23 protein-coding genes are annotated in these 24,540 nt (G+C 57.2%); 11 read left to right on the top strand and 12 right to left on the bottom strand.

Features of this window, described 5'->3' with window-relative positions; all coding sequences use genetic code 11:
- Position 1: 1 nt before the first annotated feature.
- The 7 genes from cydB to R5H23_RS12240 form a co-directional block, all read right to left on the bottom strand.
- Positions 2-1,027 carry a cytochrome d ubiquinol oxidase subunit II gene (gene cydB, locus R5H23_RS12210; RefSeq protein WP_046901265.1) on the bottom strand — a complete coding sequence of 342 codons (1,026 nt, stop codon included), beginning with the start codon at positions 1,025-1,027 and terminating at the stop codon, positions 2-4.
- A 6-nt stretch (positions 1,028-1,033) separates the two neighbouring features.
- Positions 1,034-2,458 (bottom strand): cytochrome ubiquinol oxidase subunit I, encoded by a 1,425-nt coding sequence (locus R5H23_RS12215; protein WP_046901266.1) that lies wholly within the window; start codon positions 2,456-2,458, stop codon positions 1,034-1,036.
- A 210-nt stretch (positions 2,459-2,668) separates the two neighbouring features.
- Complete coding sequence (locus tag R5H23_RS12220; protein ID WP_317215581.1) at positions 2,669-3,745, bottom strand: DUF2125 domain-containing protein; 1,077 nt, start codon at positions 3,743-3,745, stop codon at positions 2,669-2,671.
- Between the two features lie 250 nt (positions 3,746-3,995).
- On the bottom strand, positions 3,996-4,745 hold the full coding sequence (locus R5H23_RS12225) for a lysophospholipid acyltransferase family protein (RefSeq protein ID WP_317215582.1): 750 nt from the start codon (positions 4,743-4,745) through the stop codon (positions 3,996-3,998).
- A gap of 44 nt (positions 4,746-4,789) precedes the next feature.
- Entirely contained in the window at positions 4,790-5,431 is a 642-nt protein-coding gene (locus R5H23_RS12230) for a YdcF family protein (RefSeq protein WP_373321833.1), read from the bottom strand.
- Entirely contained in the window at positions 5,380-6,279 is a 900-nt protein-coding gene (locus R5H23_RS12235; protein ID WP_317215583.1) for an FtsX-like permease family protein, read from the bottom strand. The genes R5H23_RS12230 and R5H23_RS12235 overlap by 52 nt, the downstream gene beginning before the upstream one ends.
- Complete coding sequence (locus R5H23_RS12240) at positions 6,276-6,953, bottom strand: cell division ATP-binding protein FtsE (protein WP_046901269.1); 678 nt, start codon at positions 6,951-6,953, stop codon at positions 6,276-6,278. Before R5H23_RS12240 ends, R5H23_RS12235 begins: the two co-directional genes overlap by 4 nt.
- Before the next feature lie 122 nt (positions 6,954-7,075).
- On the opposite strand from R5H23_RS12240, the gene R5H23_RS12245 reads away from it, so the two are divergent.
- Positions 7,076-7,543, top strand: coding sequence for a zinc-ribbon domain-containing protein (locus R5H23_RS12245; protein WP_317215584.1), 468 nt, complete (start codon positions 7,076-7,078; stop codon positions 7,541-7,543).
- A 9-nt stretch (positions 7,544-7,552) separates the two neighbouring features.
- On the opposite strand, the gene R5H23_RS12250 is transcribed toward R5H23_RS12245, so the two are convergent.
- Complete coding sequence (locus tag R5H23_RS12250) at positions 7,553-7,963, bottom strand: hypothetical protein (RefSeq protein WP_086633011.1); 411 nt, start codon at positions 7,961-7,963, stop codon at positions 7,553-7,555.
- Between the two features lie 117 nt (positions 7,964-8,080).
- On the opposite strand from R5H23_RS12250, the gene R5H23_RS12255 reads away from it, so the two are divergent.
- The 5 genes from R5H23_RS12255 to R5H23_RS12275 are packed head-to-tail and all read left to right on the top strand — an operon-like array spanning position 8,081 to position 14,203.
- Positions 8,081-9,901: an ATP-binding protein gene (locus R5H23_RS12255; protein ID WP_317215585.1), complete on the top strand. Its 1,821-nt coding sequence runs from the start codon at positions 8,081-8,083 to the stop codon at positions 9,899-9,901.
- Positions 9,898-11,802: a response regulator gene (locus R5H23_RS12260; RefSeq protein ID WP_317215611.1), complete on the top strand. Its 1,905-nt coding sequence runs from the start codon at positions 9,898-9,900 to the stop codon at positions 11,800-11,802. Before R5H23_RS12255 ends, R5H23_RS12260 begins: the two co-directional genes overlap by 4 nt.
- 55 nt (positions 11,803-11,857) lie before the next feature.
- Positions 11,858-12,436 (top strand): ATP-dependent protease subunit HslV, encoded by a 579-nt coding sequence (gene hslV / locus R5H23_RS12265; protein WP_198150510.1) that lies wholly within the window; start codon positions 11,858-11,860, stop codon positions 12,434-12,436.
- Between the two features lies 1 nt (position 12,437).
- On the top strand, positions 12,438-13,754 hold the full coding sequence (gene hslU / locus R5H23_RS12270; protein ID WP_317215586.1) for an ATP-dependent protease ATPase subunit HslU: 1,317 nt from the start codon (positions 12,438-12,440) through the stop codon (positions 13,752-13,754).
- A gap of 14 nt (positions 13,755-13,768) precedes the next feature.
- Positions 13,769-14,203, top strand: a complete 435-nt coding sequence (locus R5H23_RS12275; RefSeq protein ID WP_099213278.1) for a SufE family protein — start codon at positions 13,769-13,771, stop codon at positions 14,201-14,203.
- Between the two features lie 63 nt (positions 14,204-14,266).
- Here the strand turns inward: R5H23_RS12275 and R5H23_RS12280 are convergent, their stop codons facing one another.
- From R5H23_RS12280 to R5H23_RS12290, 3 genes are all read right to left on the bottom strand, one after another.
- Positions 14,267-14,476, bottom strand: a complete 210-nt coding sequence (locus R5H23_RS12280) for a hypothetical protein (protein WP_086633016.1) — start codon at positions 14,474-14,476, stop codon at positions 14,267-14,269.
- Between the two features lie 85 nt (positions 14,477-14,561).
- Entirely contained in the window at positions 14,562-15,218 is a 657-nt protein-coding gene (locus R5H23_RS12285) for an energy transducer TonB (RefSeq protein ID WP_317215587.1), read from the bottom strand.
- Positions 15,219-15,350: 132 nt separating this feature from the next.
- The gene (locus R5H23_RS12290) at positions 15,351-17,777 is read right to left on the bottom strand and encodes a glucose/quinate/shikimate family membrane-bound PQQ-dependent dehydrogenase (RefSeq protein WP_317215588.1); all 2,427 of its coding nucleotides are present in this window, start codon (positions 17,775-17,777) and stop codon (positions 15,351-15,353) included.
- A 304-nt stretch (positions 17,778-18,081) separates the two neighbouring features.
- Here R5H23_RS12290 and rpmI point away from each other — a divergent pair, with 304 nt between their 5' ends.
- The 5 genes from rpmI (at position 18,082) to lpxB (ending at position 23,558) form a co-directional block, all read left to right on the top strand.
- A complete protein-coding gene (gene rpmI, locus R5H23_RS12295; protein WP_046901279.1) occupies positions 18,082-18,282 on the top strand; it encodes a 50S ribosomal protein L35 in 201 nt (66 codons plus the stop codon).
- Between the two features lie 15 nt (positions 18,283-18,297).
- A complete protein-coding gene (gene rplT, locus R5H23_RS12300; protein WP_007282845.1) occupies positions 18,298-18,657 on the top strand; it encodes a 50S ribosomal protein L20 in 360 nt (119 codons plus the stop codon).
- Positions 18,658-18,758: 101 nt separating this feature from the next.
- Positions 18,759-19,829, top strand: a complete 1,071-nt coding sequence (gene pheS / locus R5H23_RS12305) for a phenylalanine--tRNA ligase subunit alpha (protein WP_099213279.1) — start codon at positions 18,759-18,761, stop codon at positions 19,827-19,829.
- Position 19,830: 1 nt separating this feature from the next.
- Positions 19,831-22,299, top strand: coding sequence for a phenylalanine--tRNA ligase subunit beta (gene pheT / locus R5H23_RS12310; RefSeq protein ID WP_317215589.1), 2,469 nt, complete (start codon positions 19,831-19,833; stop codon positions 22,297-22,299).
- Positions 22,296-23,558 carry a lipid-A-disaccharide synthase gene (gene lpxB, locus R5H23_RS12315; RefSeq protein ID WP_086633019.1) on the top strand — a complete coding sequence of 421 codons (1,263 nt, stop codon included), beginning with the start codon at positions 22,296-22,298 and terminating at the stop codon, positions 23,556-23,558. The genes pheT and lpxB overlap by 4 nt, the downstream gene beginning before the upstream one ends.
- On the opposite strand, the gene trpS is transcribed toward lpxB, so the two are convergent.
- Positions 23,548-24,537, bottom strand: a complete 990-nt coding sequence (gene trpS, locus R5H23_RS12320) for a tryptophan--tRNA ligase (protein ID WP_317215591.1) — start codon at positions 24,535-24,537, stop codon at positions 23,548-23,550. The genes lpxB and trpS overlap by 11 nt on opposite strands.
- Between the last annotated feature and the right edge of the window lie 3 nt (positions 24,538-24,540).

Genomic DNA, 24,540 nt, shown 5'->3' on the forward strand with positions numbered 1-24,540 from the left:
GTCAGTGGTAGTGATGCTCGTTCGTCACTTTTCCACGGAACACGTAGTAGGAATAAATCGTGTAGCCGAGGATGACTGGCAGCAGGAACATCGCACCGAACAGGACGAAAGCCTGACTGCTTGGTGGCGAAGAGGCCTGCCAGATCGTGATGGTCGGCGGCACGATATACGGCCACACGTTGATCCCGAGACCGGAGAAGCACAGGAAGAACAGACCCAGTGTCGAGATGAACGGCAGCAGGTGGGACTTGCGGTTGCGCAGGCCCAGGAACAGCGCGCCAGCGACAGCTACGACAGCGACGGGAACCGGCAGGACCAGAGCAAGCTGTGGCCATTCCAGCCAATGCTGCATGTAGGTGGTGTGAAGCTGTGGCGTCCAGACGGATACAGCGACGATCGTCAGCAGCATCAGGCCGGCAAGGCCGTAGGAAACACGACGCATCGTATCCTGAAGTTCGCCTTCACAGCGCCAGATGAGCCATGTGGAGCCCAGAAGTGCGTAGCCGATTGTGACGGCGGCACCACAGAACAGTGCAAACGGCGTCAGCCAGTCCAGCGAGGTTCCGACGAACACGTTGTTCTGGACAGGAATGCCCTGCACCAGCGTCCCGAGGATCACACCCTGCATGAATGCTGCAACGATGGAACCACCGCAGAAGGATGCATCCCAGAACAGCTGTGAACCGGGAGACTTCATCTTGAAGCGGAATTCGAAGGAGACGCCGCGCAGGATGAGAGCCAGCAGCATGAACAGGATCGGCAGGTACAGCGCGGGAAGAATCGTGCCGTAAGCAACCGGGAAGACGCCGTAGAGTGCGGCGCCGCCGAAGATCATCCAGGTTTCGTTGCCGTCCCAGACAGGGGCGACCGTGTTGACCATGACGTTGCGGTGATCGTGATCCCGTTCCTTCAGGAACAGGACGCCGATGCCCAGGTCAAAGCCGTCAAGGATGACGTAAAGGAAGATGGCAGAGGCCGCGAGAACGGCCCAGACCACGGGAAGCCAGAAGGCGGCGGATTCGGTCATGATCGCTTACTCCGCCAGACCAGCATTGTGGGGGTGATGTGAGACCTGCGTGGTACCAGCGGACATCTGCGGCTCGTGCTCGGACGGACCTTCCTCACCAGAGTGAGGCTCTTCTGCGAAGCTGCGCAGAAGAATGGTGATGCCACCTGCAAAGACCACAAAGTACACAATCACGAAGGCAACCATCGACGTCGCCATGCTCGGCAGAGCGATCTGGGAGACACTGTCGGAGGTCTTCAGGAGGCCATAGACCGTGTATGGCTGACGGCCGACCTCAGTCGTGATCCAGCCACACAGCAGGGCGATGAAGCCTGCCGGGGACATCCACAGAGCGACACGATGGAGCATCGCGTTGCTGTAAAGGCTGCCCTTCCAGCGCAGGAAGAGAGACCACAGACCAACCAGAACCATGAGCGAGCCAAGCGCGATCATGATGCGGAAGGAGAAGAACAGCAGCGGCGAATACGGGCGCAGATCCTTCGGGTAGTCCTTGAGGCCCGGCACCTTGCCATCGAGGCTGTGCGTCAGGATCAGGGAGCCGAGGAGTGGAATCTGGACCTTGTAGTGCGTCGTCTCGTTTTCCATGTCCGGAATACCGAACAGGATTTCCGGCGCACGGCCTTCGGAGTCCCAGTCGCCTTCCATCGCGGCGATCTTGGCAGGCTGGTATTCCAGCGTGTTCAGACCCTGTGTGTCACCCGCCAGGAACTGGACCGGAGCAACGATCGCGGCCATCCACATGGCCATGGAGAACATCAGGCGGACCTGTTCGGAGGCCTGACGGCCTTCACGACGCGCCTTCAGCAGATGCCAGCCAGCGACGCCAGCCACGATGAACGCAACGGACAGGAACGCTGCCAGTCCCATGTGCACGAGGCGGAACGGGAAGGACGGGTTGAAGATGATCTGCCACCAGTTACCCGGCAGGAAGCGACCTGTAGCTTCATCGATGATGTAGCCCTGCGGCGTCTGCATCCAGGAATTGGAAGCGAGAATCCACGTCATGGAGATCAGTGTGCCGATCGAGACCATGCAGGTGGCGCCGAAATGCAGACCTTTGCCCACGCGGTTCAGGCCAAACATCATGACGCCGAGGAAGCCGGCTTCGAGGAAGAAGGCCGTCATCACTTCGTAGGCCAGCATTGGGCCGAGGATGGGACCAGCCTTCTGCGAGAACTGGGACCAGTTGGTGCCGAATTCGTAGGACATGACCAGACCGGAAACCACGCCCATCGCGAATACGACGGAGAAGATTTTCAGCCAGTATTTGAAGAGATCCAGATAGGCGCTGCGTCCCGTCTTGAGCCAGAGGCCTTCAAGAACGGCGAGATAGGCAGCAAGCCCGATCGAGAATGCCGGGAATACGATGTGAAACCCGACTGTAAACGCGAACTGAAATCGCGCGAGAAATAAAGCCGACAGGCCAAACATTGCGATGGTGCCTTCTGCTTGGGAGGCGGACCGCAGAACCGGTCCGCATGGACCCGTCAGCTACGCTCGCACCCTAGAAGTCAGGAATGAGCTGAGATCATGCGCACCGCACTGCACACATGACCCGGATCTGAATCTTGAAAGCCGCAGCACGGGAATAGTTTTCTTTCCGCGCCATGGTTTTGACAAAAATCAAAACATTCCCTGCGTCTACTCGCGCAAATGTGACGCGTCAATTTTTTGTGTGGAGATTGTTTGCAAAAGTTGTTCGAGAGCAGGTGCAGCATGACCGTTCACGACGGAAACTGCTGCGACAACAGGATGACTTTCTGCCAGTCCGGATGAGGGTGTTGCGTGCAAAATATGCTCAAGAAAGACGCGCGTGTCTGGAGCAAGCGAGGCCTGAAGGCTCGGAATATTCAGGATTTTTTCGGCGGCATCATGCCAGTTCAGAAGCGTCAGGGTAAGGTGGCCGTTGAGCGCTGGGTATGTCAGTTCACCGGAAAAGGAAAGATGTGCAGAAGTCGCTTCCGACCCCATCGAAAATGATGCTGTCTGCACCAGTAGGCGCTCATAGCCTTCAGGACTAAAAAGTGGACTTTCAGGATGTGTGCTGGACGTTGTTAGAGCTACCACGAGATGAGCGTGGTGCAGTGGATACTTGGCAGCATTCAAAAATGATGTGCTGAGAGTGGAAGATAACATATCCAGTCCGAGGCGTGTGGCTCCCGCTGGGGCTTGGGGTTGGATGAGGATGCGTCCAGAAGGGCGGGATAGCGCGACTGTCTGATCCACAAGGTCCATTGCGACGGCGACTTGGGCAGAAGGGGCATGGAACATCACGGTTCCGTCCTCTGAGATGTGCAGTCTCAAAGCTTCTGTGAGAATGGTTGCTCTGGCCGAAGAAGTGATAATGCGCGCAGCCTGACGACCAGGAAGGGAGACGGTGAGGCCGTTTCTGAGGAACTCCGTCCATGGTCCGCCAAGCCTGAAAGTCTCACCTGCCCAGCCAGCCTCGAATGGTTGGGCAGGAAAATTTTTATGGCGGAGCTGGGGTTTCTGAATTTCGATCCATGCTCCGAAAGGCCAGCCTCCGCGTCGAACTTCTCCAGTGTCTACGGACCATCCTGTTGCTTTCAGGTTCGCGACTTCGTTTTCAATTTGTGCCTGCATTCTGGCGGTGACGTGATGCCACAGGGCGGTATCTGCAGTTGCCACAACTGTAATGAAACAGAAGATGACAAGCGTGATTTTCAGGTAACGGGCAGTATTGGAAACTGGGTTCACTGGGCCTGTCTTTGTGTAACTGGATAAAGAAGCTGGTTCGATGGACGGTATTTTATCCCCAAAACAGCATTCCGCGTGCAGTCATTGTTTGACAGCCGAGTCTATGGAAGGCGATCTGGGCACATTGAAGTCAGGGAATAGCTGAAAACCGCAGAAAAACAGGGTTTTTTATCTACGCATGGAAACTGTTGGGTTTCTTGAGATTCGCCCAAAGCCTGTCGCCCCAAAACTCCTTCTGTTCCGGCGGCGGCTAAACCCTCTGAAGCTCCACAGAGTTATCCACAGTATTGCGCGGTAATTCATGGGTTGCGCACAGTTCATCCCATGCTTCGTTCAGCGCGGTCGTGAAGCCGTTGCGTCCCTCTGTGGAGGGGAGTGGCGCGCCGATGATGACCTTCAAAACACCAGGTTTTTTCCGCCAGGGAGATCGGCCCCAGAAGAGGCCGGAATTGGTGGCGACCGGCACGACAGGAACATTAGCCTGTCGGGCTAAAGCAATAATGCCCGGTTGGATGGGGTGGCGATCTCCGGGAAGTGTGCGTGTGCCTTCAGGAAAGATAATAATCTGTCGGTCAGATGCGTGAGCGCGTGCGCTGTCTTTCATCATGGTGCGCAGGGCTTTAGATCCAGCGCTTCGCTCCACAGGGATCATCCCGCTCAGAACAAGCATGGGGCCGACAAGGGGAATTTTAGTCAGTTCCGCTTTGATGATGTAGGTCGGGAGGGGAACCAGATTCATCCAGACGAAGCCATCGAAGAAGGACTGATGCTGGGATGCAATCAGGCTTGGGCCTGAAGGAATATTATCCCGACCATGAACTTCGATTTTCACGGAGCAAAGCTGTGCAAATCCGAACAGCACCGCTCTGGACCAGAGTTTAGCGTAAGAGAGTGCCAGATCCTGTCGCTTCATGAGGCGGATCGGGATTGCCCCGAGGCCCATGATGACTGTGAGGATCAGGAAATAAAGATTGAACAGCAGGCCGCGAAGAATGCTCATAATTTTGTCTGCTCACCAGAAAAGCTGCGGTTGCACAAGAGGCCTTAGTGAGGCGTAAGGCCAATCTTGCCGTCTGGCAGGCCCGTCAGGTTACTAAGCTCTGCACCCAGAAGTTTGAAATATTCCCGGATGAGTAAGTGCAGAGTCTGGCGGGACAGTGGCGCTTCCAGAGCTGGCGGGAGAACCGGATAAGGCACGAGTTCCAGATCTGGGGCAGTCCGGCTGAGCTCTATAATGGCACGGCGAATGTGGTAGCCAGCGGTAACGACCAGCAGGCTGTGCATCTTGTGATCTCTGGCCCATGTCGTGGTCTCATAAGCATTACCAATCGTGCTAACGGCACGGCGACCCAAAGTGACGCGGCTGGCCAGATCACTGGAAAGCGTCTGGTTCTGAAGGCGCACAAGTTGATCGAGTGTAACATGGGGCCCGACGCCAGAAATCAGTAGAAGCTGGCCATATCCGCCCTTGAGAAGGGTGAGGGAGGTTTCGATACGGGATTGGCCGCCTGTGAGGGTGACGATGCCATCGCAGACAGTGGCCACATGCGGTGGCTGTCGGGAATCGTGGATGAACCAGACGAAGCCAGCCGACCAGAGCACGGCAATAAGAAACAGCGAGGAAAGAAAGGCCTTCACGGCAATCGACGAAGCCACACGAGCACAACGCCCTGAGCTGTGATCCATCCCAGAAGAGCCGCAATGACGGGCAGGGCACCGAGCTCTTTCAGGAGGCTGAGAGGTAAAATGCGGAGTGTCGTCCACCAGCCATCCAGTGTTGTCGGAAAGGTGCTTGGGACGGTGGCCTGATGCGTGAAGGGTGCGAGGGTTGTGGCAAGGGAGGTTGTCAGTGGCGTGAGGAGGACGAGGCCAGCCACGCCACCCATAAAGCTGAGGAGTGCAGCCCGACCGGCAATATGGCTGGAAATTGTAAAGTCCCCGGCGCCAAGAGAGTGCACGATCTCCACAGCCCGTTTCTGGGCAGCGACAGAGCGGCGGACAGTGATGCCAATGGATAAAACGGCAATCGCTGCGATCAGGATAACGGCAAGCCAGGCGCATCCGACGAGGCTTGTGCCTAAATGTTCAAGCCTCTGGCCCCATTGCACGTCTTCCTGAACAATGGCTTCAGGCAGCGTGTCGTGAACAGCGGAGCTCAGATTAGCATCAGGCGTGTGGGCGACGATGAGGACGGTGGGCAGAGAGAGGCCCGGCAGACCTTTCCGCGCATCCGTAGGCTGGCCAAGCCAGGGCGCCAGTAGATCCTGCACCTTGTCTGTGGAAAGCTTTTGCAGGTTGGTAACGCCTGGCAAGGCCTTGAGAGCGTGAATGAGTGCGTCCGTGCGATCTGAGGCGTTTGGAATGTCCGTCGGGATTTCGATCGTTGCAGCACTTCGGGCCGCCTGCGCCCAGCCATCTGCAAGCGCTTGAACACCGGTCAAACCAGCAAGGGCCAAGCCTGCCAGCAGGGTCATGAGAGCAACAAGCAGAGGGAGGCTGCCTGAGCGCAGACCGGGAGAGACGCGGCGGCTCACGCTATCGCCTCATTTGCATGCGGATCGAGCGTGCCATCACGAAGCATGATGGATGGGGCGGGAGCATCGCGCACGAGGCCTTCGTTATGCGTCGCGACAATCACGGTTGTTCCCAGATCAATCAGTTCCTGGAACGTTGCAAGAAGACGTCTGGCCTGAGAATCCTCAAGAGCGTTTGTTGGTTCATCGGCAAGAAGGATATCGGGTCGTCCGATCAGGGCGCGTGCAATGGCAACACGCTGCTGTTCGCCCCCGGAAAGAGTGGTTGGGCGGGAATGGGCGTGCGGGGAGACATCCAGCCAGTCCAGGACAGCAAAAACCTCTTGTCGAATATCGCGTTCGGAGCGCCCGCGCAGACGCAACGGGAGAGCGACGTTGTCAAAAACATTCCACTCCCCGATCAGGCGGTAATCCTGTGGGACGAACCCGATACGTCTTCTCAGGTTCCGTAGAGTGCTCCGGCTGGCGCCCGTGACTGGGGTGTTGAGAATATCCATTTGGCCAGAGGCGGGTTTTGCCCCGAGTGTCAGAAGCTTGAGAAGGCTGGATTTGCCTGCGCCTGATGGCCCGAGAAGCCAGCGGAATTCTCCCTGAGGGATTGTCAGGGTCATGCCGTGCAGAACAGGCTGCCCAACGCCAGCAGGTTTCAGGGAGACATCGCGCAGGCGGATCATATGAAAACGATCAAAGGTGTTGCAGGCGTATTAACCATTTATTAACGACAACCTCGTCATATGGGCAACCCAGTTGAGGTCAGACCGAGGCCGGTACGGTCTGATTTTTGAAGGATACCGTGATGCGTGTTGAATGTCCCCACTGTCATGCTGTTTTTGAAGTGCCTGATGCACTTTTGGAGCAGGCGCGGCGGCTGCGTTGCGCGAACTGTGGGGATAGCTGGTCTTTACAAGAGACTCACGAGCCGGAGCTTGCACAAAGTCCGCCTGATGACTTGTCCTTGCTCAAGGCTGAGACTGCAAAGCCTCCAGGCTCTGAAACATCACAGTCTTATCCTGTTGGATTAAGCGCGTCCGAAGCACGGGACGCTGCGAAGCATGCGTTTGTTCTACATTCCCGGACAGTAACCCATGGTTTGGGTAAACCCGAGACTGTCGGGACGAAAATGATTGGAAGTCTTGGGACGTGGAGTGCCGCGTGGGGGCTCAGCCTCGTGGTGGTCGGCGGAGGCGTGGCCGCACTGTGGCACTGGAAGGCTGGAGAGCTGGTGACTTTATTGCCGGGTATCGGCCATGTCCTCACTCCCTGAGCCTGGGGTTTACATGTTGCGAGCAGCCAGCGCGGACAGGGTCGCTCCGATTGCGGCAAGTCCCATCAGGAGAAAGCCATCGAACATAAGGGAGCCTGGGGTCAGCAGGTGACTGCCGATCTGAAGGTGGGTCGGCAGGGTGCCCGCTACATGGTTCATGATGTCTTTCGCCTGCGGGTCGGCACTCGCAGCACTCGTCGTAATGGCGTTCACGATGTGCGGAAGGATGTACCAGCCGAGACCAAGAATCAGGAGAAGCGGAGCGAGAAGTTCTGCGACCTGCTGGGCGAAGTAGAAGGCGAAATAGCAGATGGACCAGATGCCCGTCCGGATTAGCGCGCCGGTTGAAAGAGGGCCGCTTTCCCCGCTGCGGGAGTTGAGCAGGCGATCCGTCAGGTTGCGCGAGGGCTGAATGTCCATGAGATACGGCTTCCACTGATCCGGTAACGGGAGTTATCTTCGCCCCTTGGAAATCGGACGAACATCAGCTTCGGACTAGCTGCAAGAGGCCGTTAATGCAAACATTCCGTCATTCTCATGCTGCCTTCTGATCTTAAAGCTCCGCTCGGAGCCACAGAGACCGCACGTGTTCTGCTCGTGGAGCCGGATGATGCTCATGCCCAGCGGATCTGGCGTGTTCTTCTAAAGGAAGGCTTCACCGTGACCTGTCTCGGCAGCGGTGAAGCTGCTTTGGGAACGGTTGAGGATCTGATGCCTGACCTTGTGGTCGTGTGCTCTGAGCTGCCCGGCATGACGGGTGGGCAGTTGGCGCGGCGTTTGCGGCTGGATGCCCTGACACGCACCATTCCGATCCTGATGCTGACGGAAGATGCTTTTCCCGGCGGTGAGCGAGAGGGGCTGGAAAGTGGGGCAGATGCCTATATTTCCAAATCCGCTCATCCTGACCTGCTTGTGTTGCGGATGCGGGCTTTGCTTCGGGAAGGACCGGAGCTTCTTCAGGTGGATGAAGCCTCTCGCTTCCGCCGGGCAAGAATTGTCATCGTCAATTCTCCCCGTGAAGAGGAGGACGACGAAGACATTACCGAAGATGCACCCGAGACAACGTTGGGTGAGCTGCTCTGGCGTGATGGGCATACGGTCACGTCCATCGAGCGTTCAGACGATCTGATTGATGGTGGATGGTTGCGCGGCGCAGATGGTCCGGATTGTCTGGTTCTGGAACTGGGAAGCGGAGACGAAGACCTCAAGTTCTGCCGCCTTCTGGATGCACGGCGTCAGGCTGTTCTGGAAGCTGGTGGAATTCCGTTCCGAACGCTTGGCATTGTGGAGGCCTCACGCTTCCGGAGGCAGTCTTCTGGTGAATTCTTCGAGGCCGGCATTGACGATCTGGTTCCCAGCGACATTGCCATAGAAGCCCTCGCCATGCGGATCAGGACGCTGGCGCAAAGACGCATGGCGCAGGATGAGTTCCGGCAGCAGGAAATTGAGCGCCAGCAGAATGCGCTTACTCTGGAAGCGGCAAGGGCGAAGGCCGAAATGGCTGAAGCTCTGGCGCAGGCCAATATGGAATTGGCGCGAACAAACGAACAGTTGATTCAGGCGCAGTCGAAACTCGTGCAGACTGCCAAGATGGCTTCTTTGGGTGAGTTGGTGGCGGGTATCGCTCATGAGATTAACAATCCGCTAGCCTTCACAATCGCCCATGCCGACACAGTGGAGCGGACGTTGAAACGCCTTCAGACGCTGGGGAGCCCGGAGGATGGGGCGCCGCTCATGCAGAAGGGGATTTCACGCCTGGAATCCATGAAGCTCGGGTTGCAGCGGATTCAGAATCTCGTTTTGAGTCTCCGGCGATTTTCCCGGCTGGATGAAAGCTCATTCCAGACAGTCGATGTTCCCAGTGCACTCGAGACGGCATTGGCTTTGCTGGGACATAAGCTTGGCCCAGACATTAAAATTGAAAAGGATTTGCAGGCTCCGGCGCATTTGGTCTGTCAGCCTGCGTTTCTGAATCAGGTGGTTATGAACATTATTTCCAATGCGGCCGATGCATTGGCGGATATCTCGCCTGAGGGCGGCCCTGTGCAGGGGCGTATTGTGATCAAATCCCGTCTTGAAAACGGTCGGTATGACATGACGATAAGCGATGACGGTCCGGGTTTGCCGATGGAACTGAGAAACAGGGTGTTTGATCCGTTTTTCACAACCAAGCCGGTTGGAACAGGCACAGGGTTGGGGCTTGCGATCGCTTATAGTGTGATGGAAGCCCACGATGGCATTATCGAAATCACAGATGCCCATTTGTCGGGTGGCCGCGGAATAGGGGCGTGTTTCCGGCTCAGCCTTCCCGTCACAATGACGGAAGATGGGCCGGTGGCAACGGGACGTTCCGTATGAGTGTGTGGAGCATAAAAGGGCCATTACGTCCTCGTATTTTGCTGGTGGATGACGAGGAAGAAATCCTCGTTGCCCTGGAAGATCTGCTGGAAGACCAGTACGAAATTCTTGCAACGACGGACCCGCTGAGAGCTCTGGAGCTTTTGCGGGCGCATCCGGATGTTGTCACCATTATCTCCGATCAGCGGATGCCTGGACTGACGGGGGATCAGCTTTTGATGCGGGCGCGCGAGTTTTCGGATGCGCGCAGTATTCTGCTGACGGGCTATGCGGATCTGGATGCTGTGGTGTCTGCCCTGAACCTTGGACAAGTGCAGGCTTACGTGCACAAACCCTGGGATTCGGACGCGCTTCGATCTTTGGTTGGGGAAGTGACGCAGCATTGTATTGCCCAACGGGCGCTGCAGACGGAGCAGGCTCTTTTGCGCGGCCTGATGGATGCCCTTCCGATGGGTCTTGTTTTTTCGGATGCTCAGGGGCGCTGTATTCGCAGCAACGTACGCGATGAGGCTGCACAGGATCTGAACGACGAACTGATGCATTTCCCGGAAGTGCTGCGTGCTGATGTTCAGCAAATGCGCGATAATGTTCGTAGCACCGGGCAGGAAGAGCGGCTGGTTGCTGAAGTTCTGCCAGATCATGACGGAGGAACCGTTCAGCGATGGCACGAATTGAGCCGCCTTTCATTAGCTTGGCCCCAGGGCGTGCCGACGGAAGACCGCTGGCAGGTCAGCATGGACCGGGACGTTACGCAGCGAGTGCTGATGGAAAGCCGTCTGCGGCAGGCGGACAAGCTTCAGTCCCTGGGCACATTGGCCGGGGGAATTGCGCACGACTTCAACAATCTTCTCGCTGCCATCTCCGGGTCCCTGGAATTGCTGGAAGACATGGTGGACCTGGATGAGACATCCAGTGCTCTGGTGAAGAACGCTATGGAATCTGCGCAGCGTGGTGCTGTGCTGACACGGCGGTTGCTTCAGTTTGGGCGTCCACGTGAGGCACGTCTTGCGCCGGTGGCGTTGCAGGATCTTCTGCCGGGGCTTGAAGCGCTTCTGGTTCAAAGTCTCAAGCGCCGAAGTGGCGAAAGAAGTGTGGCCTGCAAGCTGTCGCTTGAGGATATGCCTGCTGACTTCCCCGCTGTCTGGTCAGATCAGGATCAGCTCGAAATGGCGCTTCTGAATCTCTGTGTGAATGCTCGGGATGCCATGACGCAGGGTGGGACAGTGTCGGTGTCGGCCCGTGTAGTGGGGCAGAAATTCAAAACGCTGCCTCCGGAATGCTGTCTGGATCGTGCGGTGGCCATTGATGTGGTTGATGAGGGTGAGGGGATGTCACCCGAAGTGATGAAGCGGATTTTTGATCCATTCTTCACCACCAAAGATGTTGGGCGTGGAACAGGGCTGGGCCTTTCCAGTGTGTATGGCTTCCTGAGCCGGAGTTACGGCGAGATCGTTGTGGACAGCACGCCTGGCAAGGGAACGTGCATGACATTGCTGCTTCCTGTCGTCCGAAGCGATGTCGTGGCAGATCTGGTGGCGGACGATGAGAAACCTCATTCCCTGAAGGTATTGGTCGTCGATGATGAGGCGCCGGTTCGTATGGTGACGGAGGGTTTTCTTCGCCATGACGGGCATAATGTAGCCGCGGCGTCGTCTCTGGCGGAAGCTCTGACCCTGACAGACGAACATGGTCCATTCGATCTGGCTGTGATTGATATGCGTATGCCAGATCATGATGGCCCAACCTGCGCAGCCATTCTGATGGACAAAATGCCTGAGCTGAAAGTGCTGTTTATCAGTGGGCACACAGATGCGCAGTCTGAAAATGCGCCGTTGCCCAAGCCCTTTACACAAAAAGGGCTTCAGGATGCGATCCGGCGGCTGATGCAGGGGGCAATATAACCTGACGGGAGAGATCCTCTTGTCAGGCGCTATATCCGCACCATCTTTTTGAGTGATGTCTTACCAAATCACTCCCCACGATCCGGTCGGCTGGCATGGCACGACCATTCTTTGTGTCCGTCGCGATGGCCGGGTGGCCATGGCGGGGGACGGTCAGGTCTCCCTCGGGCAGACCGTTATCAAGGGTAATGCTCGCAAAGTTCGGCGAATTGGACCTCATAGCAATATCCTTGCGGGTTTCGCCGGTGCCACGGCTGACGCCTTTACCCTGCTGGAGCGCCTTGAAGCGAAACTGGAGCGGTATCCAGGGCAGCTTGAGCGGGCCTGCGTCGAACTGGCGAAAGACTGGCGCACGGATCGCTATCTGCGGCGTCTGGAAGCCATGATGCTGGTGGCTGACGCAGACCGCTCTTTCACCCTGACCGGAAATGGCGATGTGCTGGAGCCAGAGGATGGCATTGTGGCCATTGGCTCCGGCGGAAATTACGCACTGTCTGCAGCGCGGGCATTGATGACGGTGGACGGTCTGAGTGCCGAGGAAATCGCACGTCGGTCTATGAAAATTGCCGGTGATATCTGCGTTTACACGAACTATTCCGTGACGCTGGAAACACTAGGCGGGGAGGCCTCCTGAGATGTCTGTTCCAAATTTTGCCCCCCACGAAATCGTATCCGAGCTTGATCGCTTTATTGTTGGTCAGTCCGACGCAAAACGTGCAGTTGCCATCGCGATGCGTAATCGCTGGCGCCGGTCCCAGCTTCCTGACGGTTTGAAGGATGAGGTTGTTCCCAAGAACATTCTCATGATCGGCCCCACGGGTTGCGGCAAGACAGAGATCGCCCGTCGACTGGCCAAGCTGGCGCAGTCTCCGTTCCTGAAAGTGGAAGCGACCAAGTTTACGGAAGTTGGCTACGTTGGGCGGGACGTGGACAGTATTGTCCGGGACCTCGTTGAGGTGTCTCTGACCATGCTGCGGGATGGACGCCGCAAAGACGTGCAGGAGAAAGCTGAAGCCGCGGCTGAAACCCGGCTTGTTGATGCGCTGGTTGGCGAAGGCGCGACAGCCGACACCAAGGTAAAGTTTCGCCAGATGCTGCGAGAGGGTGCTTTGGAAGACAAGGAAATTGAAATCCAGATTGCGCCTGATCCACAGCGCGGTAAGGAAAGTGGCGATATTCCAGGGCTCCAGCCAGGGCAGGTCATTAGTTTCAATGATATGATGAAGGGGTTCATGAACCGGATGCCTTCACGCAAGAAACTGAAGGTTTCGGTGGCCCGCGAGCAGTTAATCCGTGAAGAAGCTGACAAACTTCTGGATGACGAAGCCCTGACGCGCGAGGCGATTGAGCACACCCAGAACCATGGCATCGTGTTCCTGGATGAAATCGACAAGGTCTGCGCGACATCTGAACATGGAACGCGCAGCGGAGATGTCTCTCGTGAAGGCGTGCAGCGTGACCTTCTTCCGCTGATTGAGGGGACGACCGTCAGCACGAAGTATGGATCGGTGAAGACGGACCATATCCTGTTTATCGCGTCCGGAGCCTTTCACATTGCCAAGCCTTCAGATCTTCTACCGGAATTGCAGGGGCGTCTGCCTATTCGTGTGGAGTTGGCTGGCCTGAGCAGGGACGATCTGAAGCGTATTCTGCTGGAGCCTGAGCATTCGCTTCTGAAGCAGTATGTGAGTCTGCTGGGTACGGAAGGTGTGACGCTGGAATTCGGTGATGATGCCGTGGATGCTTTGGCGGAACTCGCGGCTGATATTAACGAGCGCGTTGAAAACATTGGGGCCCGCCGCCTGGCAACTGTTCTGGAAAAGCTGCTGGAGGACGTCTCATTTTCTGCATCTGACCGGAAAGGCGAGACCGTGAGGGTGACGGCAGAGGATGTTCGTGACAGGGTGGCGCCGCTTGCCCGCAAGGGTGATTTGAGCCGCTTTATCCTGTGACGGAGACGTTTTTTGTGAGTGATGCCTTTCTTGCCCCTCAGGAAGAGACGGCGACCGCTGCCATCGAGGAAATTGAAGCCGAACTGGCGATGTTCGACGACTGGATGGAGCGGTATCAGTATATTATTGAAATGGGCCGTAAACTCCCCGCTTTCCCTTCGGACTGGCAGGACGATGTCCATCGTGTACCCGGGTGTCAAAGCCAGGTCTGGCTCGAAGCGGAAGACCGTGATGGTAAGCTCTTCTTTGCTGGCGCTTCAGATGCGGCCATTGTTCAGGGATTGGTAGCCCTTTTGCTGAGAGTGTACTCAGGGCGAAGCCGTGAAGAGATCCTTCAGACGAGCCCGGTCTTTTTGCATGATATGGGGCTGGTCAAAGCACTGTCCACGAACCGGGGGAATGGGGTTGAGGCAATGGCTCAAGCCATCCTCAAGCGTGCTGCTGCCTAACGATCTCAGTCTTTCAAAAAGCCCCTGTCAGCAGACGCTGACAGGGGCTTTTTTTGTTTGAGCTTAGTGAGCAGGCTGAGCAACTTGTGGGGCTGTTACATCACACTTGGTGAACTTGCCTTTGGCATCCCGGCAGGCCTTCGGCTTCTTTGGGGCTTCACACTTGGTGAATTTGCCTTTGGCGTCCCGGCAGGGCTGAGACTTGGCATGTGCGAACTGGCCGCCGAAAGCGACGGTAGCGAAGGCAAGAAGAGCAAATTTGCGAAGGGTCATGCATAGCCTCTGTGCAGTTTTTGCCCTGAACCGACAGGGCTTTCGACGCTGATTATGGAATGGACTGGCCTGCAGACACAAGGTTTCAGCGGAACCCGTCATTTCGGTCTTTCGCGTCTGATTCCCAGTTTATGTTGCCATGATAGGGGGCGGAGATGGGTTGCCCGTCTTTTATAGCCGGAAGGTATCTGGCCAGCGTGAAATAGGCGAGCGATGCCCGTCGTAAAATTTCGGGCCCCGGGCTGGCGGTACAGTCATGCGCGATGCCTGCGGTATCAACCTGACAGGTGACGGCTACTCTTCCTGTAATATTCCTGTCGTTCGCAAAGTCTGGATAGTAGGGGCGTGGACTGTGCTCATGATCCATGACGGGGAGAGTTGCTGTTCCACGAGCCTCGAAGGGAATGGTCTTTTCCCACCGGCCTTCAATGGGTTTGCTGTCCTGGTATGCCGGAAGAAACTTGGACGAATAGGCATAGACTTCCGCTGCAAGTGCGAAATCAGGTGCGCTCGCTGAAGTTTCGCAGCTTTGGGGCTGACCGTCCTTTGTGATGACGCAGACAATATGCGCCGATCCCGAATGCCGCAGTTCAAGTTCAGCCGGCGGATAGACGAGACGCCCGTGATGGCTCGGATCCAGAACCGCCGTTACGGAAGCAATATCATCACTGTGGGCTGCAGACGGAGCGACGGCGATGAGGCCAAAGATGGCGAGAGCCATTCCAGATCGAGGAAAATGCATGATGCCCTTACTTTATGGAATATATTTCATAACGTAACGAGAGCTTAGAAAGCTTTTGCCGGGACTTGAAGACAAAAAAAGGGGCACCCGAAGGTACCCCTTTTTCTCGATAACCAATGGCTTACTCAATGATCACTTCTGATCAGCGAGGCTGTAAGCAATAAGGTCGTCGCCCATGACGGTCGGGAAGGAGTTGTGGCCACCAGCATAGGTGACAACGAACTGCTTTCCATTGACCGCATAAGTCATTGGCGTGGCTTGTGCGCCAGCTGGGAGGCGATCCTGCCACAGGGTCTTACCTGTCGTCAGGTCGTAGGCGCGGATGTAGTAGTCCATCGTGCCTGTCAGGAAGCCAACATTGCCAGCCGTAGAGAGCGGACCGCCGAGGCTCGGGACGCCGATCTTGATCGGAGGCAGCGGGATGGGCAGGGAACTGCCGTGCATGGAGTCACGGAGCGTACCGTTACGATGCTGCCAGACCACCTTGTTGGTGCGCAGATCGATACCGGCCACATAACCCCAAGGCGGCGTACGGCAAGGCATCTTGATGCCAAGCGGCAGCAGGACCGGGTCCATGAACGGATGCAGATCAACAGCATATGGGATGCCGTAGTTCGGCTGCAGACCGGTTTCGCCACCGGAGCCCTTTGCGTTCGGTTCCGGCCATAGCGGGTTACCCGGACCACGGGGTACCAGACGGGAAACGAACGGCAGGGAGATCGGGTTGGCAAAAGCCACCTGACGCTGCGGATCGACAGCCAGACCACCCCATTCGAACATACCGAGGTCACCCGGGAAGATCAGAGATCCCTGAAGCGACGGCGGCGTGAACGGGCCTTCATAGCGAAGCGAGTGGAAGTAGATGCTGCAGAACATCTGGTCGAAGATTGTGCCACCCCAGATATCGGAATCGGAGAGGGCTGCCTTCGGACGCAGGCTCAGCTGAGACATCGGCTGCGTTGGGCTGGTGTGATCGCCCGGTGCGGCGCCACCAGGAACCGGTGTTTCCGGAGCCGGGACGACTTCCTTGCCCGTACGACGGTCAAGAACGAAAATGTCGCCAGTCTTCGTCGGAACGTAGATGGACGGAACAATCGTGCCGTCTTTCGACGTGATGTCTACGAGGCTCGGCTGGGACGGTGCGTCCATGTCCCACAGGTCATGGTGAACGGTCTGGTAATACCAGGCCAGCTTACCCGTCTCTGCGTTCAGCGCGACGATACCCGGAGCAAAGCGCTCGGATTCCTTGGTGCGGTAACCGCCCCACTGATCCGGCGTACCTACGCCCATTGGGATGTAAACGAGGTTCAGGTTCTTGTCGTAGGACGACACGATCCAGGAGTTTGGAGAGTTCGGATGGAAGACCGGATGATCCGGATCTGGCATCTGGTTCGGGTCAGGATTGGATGCGTCAAACACCCAGACGCGCTTGCCGGTATAAACGTCAAATGCCTGGGTTGCGCCCGATGCCTGCTTGATGGAGCCGTTATCGGTGATGGCGCTGTTGGCAATGATCAGCTTGTCGGTGATGACCGGCGGAGACGTCGGTTCATACATGCCCGGCGTGGTGTAAGGCTGGTTCGGCAGGCGCAGATCCAGTTCACCGTCGTTTCCGAAGCCAGAGCACTTTTGCCCGGTTTCAGCATCGACTTCGACAAGGCGACCGTCATTGACGGGCAGCACGATACGCTTGGCGCAATCGGTTGGAGCCGGATTGCCGTCGCTGTCCGTGGCATCCGCCGGTGTCTGGTGGAAGCTCACGCCACGGCACGTCAGATGCTGGAAGCCTGGGTTGATCTGCAGGTGCGGATCGAACGTCCATTTGACGTGCCCCGTTGCGGCATCAACAGCCCATAGCTTCTGGTGCAGCGAGCACAGATACAGCGTGTTGTCGAATTCAATCGGCGTGACTTCGTTGGTTGCTTCGCCCGGATCATTCGGTCCCATCAGATCCTTGGTGTGGATGTGCCATGCCACCTTGAGGTTCTGAACGTTGGACGAGTTGATCTGCTTCAGCGGAGACCAGCGATCGCCAGCCTGCGTGCGGCCATAGGCGTGCCACTCGCTGTCTGGAACGTTATCTGCGTCAACCGGTGCTGCGTTGGTCAGCTCTGTTGGCAGATTGCCGCTGATGTCGTGCGGGTCTGTAAAAAGACCGGCAGCAAGCACCAGTACGGCGAGACCGACGGAGCCTGCCAAGGGAAGGACAGATGCGCGTGTGCCGCCGATCTGGCGGGACACGAACGGGATCAGCAGCCAGATGCCAAGAATGATCACGATGTCGGAGCGGGGAACCAGTGCCCAGAGGTCGAGACCGACCACGGAGAGTTCCCATACGACCGTCGCGAACACTACAGCGGCAAAGAGCCAGAGTGCGGCCGGGTTACGGCGCCATGCGAGGAAGGCAGTCGCAAGAAGTGCGATGCCGAGGAGGAGATAATACAGGGGGCCGCCGAGGGAAACGGCCCATACGCCGCCCACGGTAAGGATCGCGCCGCAAAGCGCGAAGACCGCGGCCGTGATCAGGACCCAGAGCCCTGGCCGGGATGATGTGCTCATGATGTTCCTAGAGCTGTTATTTGGTGCAGCACTTGACCTTCGGACAAACACATAGAAGCGCGTTAAGAATCAAGATGTCAGATGGTTCATGTTGCTCACGTCACTGTGAGCGAGATCACAGTGACGTGACTTGAACAAAGGGGCGTCTTTTGCTTGCGCGTTAAAGAAAATAAAGTTCTTGGCGGAATCAGTCCGATGGGATAAGGCAGCCGCTCCGTGTACGCGTCCGGGCCATAAGTGGCATGCCCGGCCGTGCAGAGTCCCGCTCCGGTGGGACCAATCGTTTACGGCGAGGGAGACCGAAATGCCCAAGATGAAGACGAAGTCGTCGGTCAAGAAGCGGTTCAAGATCACCGCGACCGGCAAGGTAATGTGCGGCCCAGGCAACAAGCGCCACGGCCTTATCAACCGCCCGCAGAAGATGAAGCGCACCAACCGTGGTCCTCAGACCATGACGGATATGGACGCAAAGACCATCAAGCAGTGGGCGCCCTACGGGCTCTAAGGGAGATTAAGGTACATGGCACGTGTTAAGCGGGGCGTAACGACGCACGCCCGTCACAAGAAAGTTCTCGATCTCGCCAAGGGTTACCGCGGCCGTTCGTCTACGAACTACCGTATTGCTCTCGAGCGCGTTGAGAAGGCGCTGCGCTATGCGTATCGCGACCGTCGCAACAAGAAGCGTGATTTCCGCGCTCTGTGGATCCAGCGTATCAACGCTGCTGTCCGTGAGCACGGTCTGACGTACAGCAAGTTCATCAATGGCCTGGACAAGGCTGGCATCGAGATTGACCGTAAGGTCCTTGCTGCCATTGCTTTCGACGACGCAGCTGCTTTCGCAGAAATCGTCAAGAAGGCACAGGCTGCTCTCGCAGCCTGAGCTATTCAGACCTGATCCCCACTCGTGGGGGCTGGTGACTGGCGGGCCGTCCTGTTATCAGGGCGGCCCGTTTTGTATTTGTACTGTAAGCGATGGGCGGTATGGCTGACGATCTCGACACGCTGAAGAATGAAACTCTTGCTGCGCTGGGCGCTGCTCAGGACCGCGCGCAATGGGATGCCGTTCGCGTTGGAACACTGGGGAAGTCCGGTGCCCTGACCGGGCTCCTGAAGCAGCTTGGCAAACTTGATCCCGAAGAGCGCAAACTGCGCGGACAGGCCTTGAACCGCCTGCGGGATGAATTGACCAAGGTGATCGAAGATCGCGGTCGGGAAATCGAAGAAGAAGCGCTGCAGGAACGCCTGAAAGCCGAACGGGTAGATATCACGATGCCTGCCCCTTCTGTGGTGACAGGCGCCATTCATCCAATCAGCCGTACCATTGAAGAAATGACAGCTATCTTTGGCGCCATGGGTTTTTCCGTCGCGGAAGGGCCTGATGTTGAAAGCCAGTGGCACAATTTCTCGGCTCTCAATACGCCGGACCATCATCCGGCCCGGACTGAGCACGATACTTTCTATCTGCCGCCCAAGTCAGGCACTAACGAGCCGCGCGTTCTTCGGACCCAGACGTCTGGCGTGCAGATCCGGACGATGCTGGGGCAGAAGCCGCCCATCCGCATTATTGCTCCTGGCCGCACCTATCGTGCCGATCATGACGCGACCCATTCCCCGATGTTCCATCAGTGCGAAGGGCTGGTCATTGACCGCAATATTACTCTTGGGCACCTCAAAGGCTGCCTGATCGAGTTCCTGCGCGTCTATTTCGACAAGCCTAATTTGCCTGTGCGTTTCCGTGCATCGTATTTCCCGTTTACCGAGCCCTCCATGGAAGTGGATATCGGCTGGTCAAAAGCCACGGGCGAGATTGGCGGTGGGTCCGACTGGCTGGAAGTTCTCGGGTCCGGCATGGTGCATCCGCGCGTTCTGGCAAATTGCGGCCTCGATCCGGCCGAGTGGCAGGGCTTTGCGTTCGGTATGGGCGTCGAGCGTCTGGCCATGCTTAAGAATGGTATTCCGGATCTTCGGTCCTTCTATGAGAGCGACCTACGCTGGCTGCGCCACTATGGCTTTTCTGCTTTTTCTCCCGCAACGCTGACGGAGGGCGTGTGACATGAAGTTCTCTCTCTCCTGGCTGCGTGAACATCTTGATTTTACAGCATCTTGCGAAGAGATCTGTGCCCGTCTGAACGGCATCGGTCTTGAAGTTGAGAGCGTTGAAAACCCCGCCGAGAAGCTGGCAGGTTTTAGAACGGCCAAAATTCTGGAAGCACATCGCCATCCGGATGCAGATCGTCTTCAGCTTTGCCGCGTCGCTGCTGGTGCGGGTTATGAAGATTTGCAGGTCGTGTGCGGTGCACCGAATGCACGTGCTGGCCTCCATGTGATTTTTGCGCCTCCGGGGACGTATGTTCCGGGGCTGGATATTACCATCAAGAAGGGCAAAATCCGCGGCGAGGAAAGCGGCGGTATGCTGTGTTCCCTGCGTGAGCTGGGCCTTGGTGAAGAGAGCAACGGTATTGCCGAACTGCCGGAAACGGCTCCGATCGGCGAGGCATATGCGACTTATGCCGAGCTTGATGATCCGGTCATTGAAATCGCGATTACGCCGAACCGTGGCGATGCTCTGAGCATTCGAGGCATTGCGCGTGATCTTGCGGCAGCTGGCATCGGTCATCTCAAGCCATGGCTGACGGAAGCTGTTGAGGGTGATTTCGAGCCCGCCGTCAGCTGGAAGATCGCGCATCCGGATTGCTCCTATGCCGTGGGCCGCGTCATTCGTGGTGTGAAGAATGGTCCTAGCCCAGACTGGCTACAGCGCCGCCTGAAGGCTGTGGGGCTTAAGCCGATCTCCAAACTGGTTGACGTCACGAACTACTTCACGTTTGATCTGGGCCGTCCGCTTCATGTTTTTGATGTTGCGAAACTTTCTGGAAATACGCTGACCGTCACGCATGCCGCACGGGAGACCTTCACGGCTCTGGATGGCAACGAATACGTCCTTGGCACGGACGATATGGTGATCGTGGATGATGCCGGTGTGCAGTCGCTTGCAGGTATCATGGGTGGTCAGCAGAGCGGTGTGGATGAGAATACGACGGACGTGTTTGTTGAATCCGCGTTGTTCGATGCTGTTCGTATTGCGCTGACGGGCCGCCGTCTGGCGATCCACACAGATGCGCGTCAGCGTTTTGAGCGTGGTGTTGATCCGGCACTGGTGCGAACTGGGCTCGAAGCAGCCACCATTATGATCCGTGACCTTTGCGGTGGCGAGCCAAGCGAAATTACGGAAGCTGGCGACCTGCCCAACTGGAAACGCACGGCTACGCTGCGTTTTGAGCGCCTGGAAACGCTGGGTGGTATTAATATCCCTGCGGATGATGCTGTGCGTTCTCTGGAGCATCTGGGCTTCGAGGTTGTTGAGCGGAAAGACGATCACGCGACCTTCGCAGTTCCGTCCTGGCGGAATGACGTTGCATCCGGTCAGGTTCTGGCTCAGGCCGTGACACTTGATGAGGACGTCGCGGCAAAGGCAGCAGCGAATGTTCCGCGCATGGAAGCGGAATGTGACCTCATAGAGGAAGTGCTGCGTCTTTATGGGCTGGATGCTGTGCCGGCTGTGCCACTCCCTCAGTTGGCCATGGTCGAGGCTCCGGCAGTCACGCCTCTTCAGGCGCGTGCAGCGCTGATGCGTCGTATCTGTGCAGCACGTGGGATGATGGAAACGGTTGGTTTCTCCTTCGTCGCTCATGAAGACGCGGTTCTGTTCGGCGACGTGCCTGAAACGCAACGTCTGCTGAACCCTATCGCTATGGATCTTGATCAGTTGCGCCCGACGCCGCTCGTCAATCTGGCGCGTGCACTCGGCCGTAATCTGGCGCGTGGTCTGGGGCTTTCTGGTGAAGGCGCATTGTTTGAAATCGGTCCATGTTTTGATTTCGAAGGTCAGCATCTCCGTGTTGCCGGCTTGCGAGGCGGATTGACGGCTCGTGAACCCGGTCAGGCTGCGCAGGAAGCAACGCTCTGGGACGCCAAGGCGGATCTGACGGCCGCGCTGACGGCGCTTGGTGTTCCGGAAGCTTCTTTGTCTGTCACGGCAGATGCTCCGGGCTTTTATCATCCGGGTCGGTCAGGTCAGGTACGGCAGGGTCCTAAGCTGGTTCTGGGTAGCTTTGGTGAACTGCATCCTCGCACGGCACGCGCGCTTGGTCTGACGGGGACTGTTGTGGCTTTCGAGCTGTATCTGGATCGTATCCCGCAGCCTAAGGCTAAAAAGAAGACGCCTCCTGCGCTCTCAGCGCTGCAGCCAGTGCGTCGTGACTTCGCGTTCCTTGCTGGGCCGGATGTTGAAGCACAGGCTGTTCTCAAGGCCGTTCGTATGGCCGACCGGAACCTGATTCAGGATGTTCGCCTCTTCGACGTCTTTGAAGGTGGTAGCCTGCCGGAAGGGCATCGTTCTCTCGGTGTTGAGGTTGTCCTGCAGCCGCAGACCGAAAGTCTGACGGATGTCGGCCTTGAAGCGCTTTCCAAATCGGTGGAAGCTGCGGTTCTCAAGGCAACAGGAGCTACGTTGCGCCGATGAACTCTCTTCCAGAATCCGAACTGGCGCATCAGCCGGGCAATAGGGCCTTCCAGCCGGGGGCTCCCACGCCCCAGCATGGGCGCGTCATTTGGATTCTGGCAGGGGAAGCCAGCGGAGACGTGATTGGTGCACGTCTCATGCTGGCGCTTCATGCGCAGGACCCGACGCTGGTGTTTGCCGGAGTCGGGGGGGGGCGCATGGAAGCCCTCGGGCTTCATAGCCTGTTCCCGATGAGTGATCTGGCTGTCATGGGGCTTGTGGAAGTCTTGCCGAGGGTCAGGCATTTGCGGCAGCGGCTTCTGGAAGCTGTTCAGGATATCGAGCTTCGTAAGCCTGATCTGGTTGTCACAATAGACAGCCCAGGTTTCGCACTTCGACTGCTTCAGAAAATTGAAAATTCCGGCTTCAAGCGGGTCCATTACGTTGCACCACAGGTCTGGGCCTGGCGCGAAAATCGCGTCAAGGAATTCCCCGGGCTCTGGGATCGGTTACTCTGCCTTTTACCGTTTGAGCCGGAATGGTTTGCGCAGAGAGGGCTGGAAGCGCGGTTTGTCGGGCATCCGGTGTTGCAGTCGGGTGTGAGGCAGGGAAACGCTGCACGCTTTCGGACGCGGCATAATATTCCTGAAACGGCACCCGTCCTGATTTTGATGCCAGGAAGCCGGCGCTCTGAAGTTCCGAAGCTGTTGCCAGTTTTTCGCAAGATGCTGGACATTCTGCGCAAGAAGCATCCGGACATCTGCCCGGTGATACCGGTTGCTCCGGTCATTGCGCCGACCGTGCGCAACCTTATTCGCAAATGGCCCGTGCAGCCGCATATCGTGACCGATATTCATGATAAGCACGACGCGTTTGCAGCGGCTCAGTGCGCTCTGACAAAGTCGGGGACGTCCACGCTTGAGCTTGCCATGGGCAATGTGCCGATGGTGGTGACGTATCGGGTAAATCCGCTAACGGCGATGATGGCGCGTCGGATGATCAAGGTGCCATACGTCGCCATGGTCAATCTGCTGGCAGGACGTGAAGTCGTGCCTGAAATGTTGCAGGAGAACTGCACGCCTGAAAAGCTGGCAGATATGGTTTCAAAGCTGCTTGATGATCCGGCAGCGGCAAAGAAGCAGCAGATGGCATTTGAAGAGGTGCTGGAAAAGCTCTCTCCCGCTGTGGGTACGCCTGCGGATGCAGCTGCTGCGGAAATCATGGATCTTCTGGACGAGCCGGTGTCCCGCTCGTCCAAGAAGAAAAAAATCAGCGAATAAAGCCGACCAAGCGTTCTGCTTCCTGCACGATCGGCTCGGAAATTTCTCGGGCTCGGTCGGCGCCTGCGCGCAGGACAGAGATGATGTGGTCTTCGTTCTGCATCAGGCGGGCTGTCTCGGTGGCAACTGGCCCAAGTTTTTCCACGAGCAGGTCGGCCAGAGCGTTTTTGAACGGGCCAAAGCCCTGTCCACCGAAACGCGCCAGAACGTCAGACATCGTTTCGTCTGACATGGCCGCGTAAATAGCTACCAGATTGCGGGCTTCCGCACGGTCTCCCAGCCCCTCAACGTCGCTTGGCAGCGCGTCGGAATCTGTCTTGGCGCGGCGAATCTTCAGAGCGATTTCGTCCGGGGTATCTGTCAGGACAATGCGGCTCTGCTCGGAGGGGTCCGACTTGGACATTTTCTTCGTGCCGTCGCGCAGGCTCATCACGCGGGCTGCCGCTGGAGGAATAAAGGCCTCGATCTGCGGAAAGAACTCCGTACCCATATCATGGTTGAACTTCTGGGCGATGTCATTGGCCAGCTCAATATGCTGCTTCTGATCGTCACCGACGGGGACGCGGGTAGCGTGAAATGCCAAGATGTCTGCAGCCATGAGGTTCGGATAGACATAGAGGCCCGCTGAGTGGTTCTCGCGGTTCTTGCCTGCCTTGTCTTTGAACTGTGTCATCCGGTTCAACCAGCCGAGGCGGGAAACACAATTGAAAATCCATCCCAGTCGCGCATGGGCGCTGACGGCAGACTGGTTGTAGAGGCGTGTCGGTTCGATACCGGTTGCCAGAAGGCAGGCTGCTGAGCCCAGCGTCTGACGACGCAGGTCTTCCGGATTCCAGGGCATCGTGATCGAGTGCATGTCCACGAGGCAGAAGACACAATCATGGTCTGCCTGCATGGCCGCCCAGTTGCGGAGTGCACCCAGGTAGTTACCCAGATGAGGAATGCCAGTTGGCTGAATGCCGGAAAATACACGCTGCATGAT

This window comes from Gluconobacter sp. GP1 (assembly GCF_032913585.1).
GTDB lineage: Bacteria > Pseudomonadota > Alphaproteobacteria > Acetobacterales > Acetobacteraceae > Gluconobacter > Gluconobacter cerinus.

What these genes read in the sequence shown, in the direction of transcription:
- R5H23_RS12280 (WP_086633016.1), bottom strand. Translation starts at nt 14,476, where the DNA reads ATGACCCTTCGCAAATTTGCTCTTCTTGCCTTCGCTACCGTCGCTTTC.
- R5H23_RS12285 (WP_317215587.1), bottom strand. Translation starts at nt 15,218, where the DNA reads ATGCATTTTCCTCGATCTGGAATGGCTCTCGCCATCTTTGGCCTCATC.
- rplT (WP_007282845.1), top strand. Translation starts at nt 18,298, where the DNA reads ATGGCACGTGTTAAGCGGGGCGTAACGACGCACGCCCGTCACAAGAAA.
- hslU (WP_317215586.1), top strand. Translation starts at nt 12,438, where the DNA reads ATGTCTGTTCCAAATTTTGCCCCCCACGAAATCGTATCCGAGCTTGAT.
- R5H23_RS12225 (WP_317215582.1), bottom strand. Translation starts at nt 4,745, where the DNA reads ATGAGCATTCTTCGCGGCCTGCTGTTCAATCTTTATTTCCTGATCCTC.
- R5H23_RS12255 (WP_317215585.1), top strand. Translation starts at nt 8,081, where the DNA reads ATGCTGCCTTCTGATCTTAAAGCTCCGCTCGGAGCCACAGAGACCGCA.
- R5H23_RS12290 (WP_317215588.1), bottom strand. Translation starts at nt 17,777, where the DNA reads ATGAGCACATCATCCCGGCCAGGGCTCTGGGTCCTGATCACGGCCGCG.
- cydB (WP_046901265.1), bottom strand. Translation starts at nt 1,027, where the DNA reads ATGACCGAATCCGCCGCCTTCTGGCTTCCCGTGGTCTGGGCCGTTCTC.
- R5H23_RS12240 (WP_046901269.1), bottom strand. Translation starts at nt 6,953, where the DNA reads ATGATCCGCCTGCGCGATGTCTCCCTGAAACCTGCTGGCGTTGGGCAG.
- R5H23_RS12230 (WP_373321833.1), bottom strand. Translation starts at nt 5,431, where the DNA reads ATGGATCACAGCTCAGGGCGTTGTGCTCGTGTGGCTTCGTCGATTGCC.
- hslV (WP_198150510.1), top strand. Translation starts at nt 11,858, where the DNA reads ATGTCTTACCAAATCACTCCCCACGATCCGGTCGGCTGGCATGGCACG.
- R5H23_RS12245 (WP_317215584.1), top strand. Translation starts at nt 7,076, where the DNA reads ATGCGTGTTGAATGTCCCCACTGTCATGCTGTTTTTGAAGTGCCTGAT.
- R5H23_RS12260 (WP_317215611.1), top strand. Translation starts at nt 9,898, where the DNA reads ATGAGTGTGTGGAGCATAAAAGGGCCATTACGTCCTCGTATTTTGCTG.
- trpS (WP_317215591.1), bottom strand. Translation starts at nt 24,537, where the DNA reads ATGCAGCGTGTATTTTCCGGCATTCAGCCAACTGGCATTCCTCATCTG.
- rpmI (WP_046901279.1), top strand. Translation starts at nt 18,082, where the DNA reads ATGCCCAAGATGAAGACGAAGTCGTCGGTCAAGAAGCGGTTCAAGATC.
- pheS (WP_099213279.1), top strand. Translation starts at nt 18,759, where the DNA reads ATGGCTGACGATCTCGACACGCTGAAGAATGAAACTCTTGCTGCGCTG.
- pheT (WP_317215589.1), top strand. Translation starts at nt 19,831, where the DNA reads ATGAAGTTCTCTCTCTCCTGGCTGCGTGAACATCTTGATTTTACAGCA.
- R5H23_RS12215 (WP_046901266.1), bottom strand. Translation starts at nt 2,458, where the DNA reads ATGTTTGGCCTGTCGGCTTTATTTCTCGCGCGATTTCAGTTCGCGTTT.
- R5H23_RS12250 (WP_086633011.1), bottom strand. Translation starts at nt 7,963, where the DNA reads ATGGACATTCAGCCCTCGCGCAACCTGACGGATCGCCTGCTCAACTCC.
- lpxB (WP_086633019.1), top strand. Translation starts at nt 22,296, where the DNA reads ATGAACTCTCTTCCAGAATCCGAACTGGCGCATCAGCCGGGCAATAGG.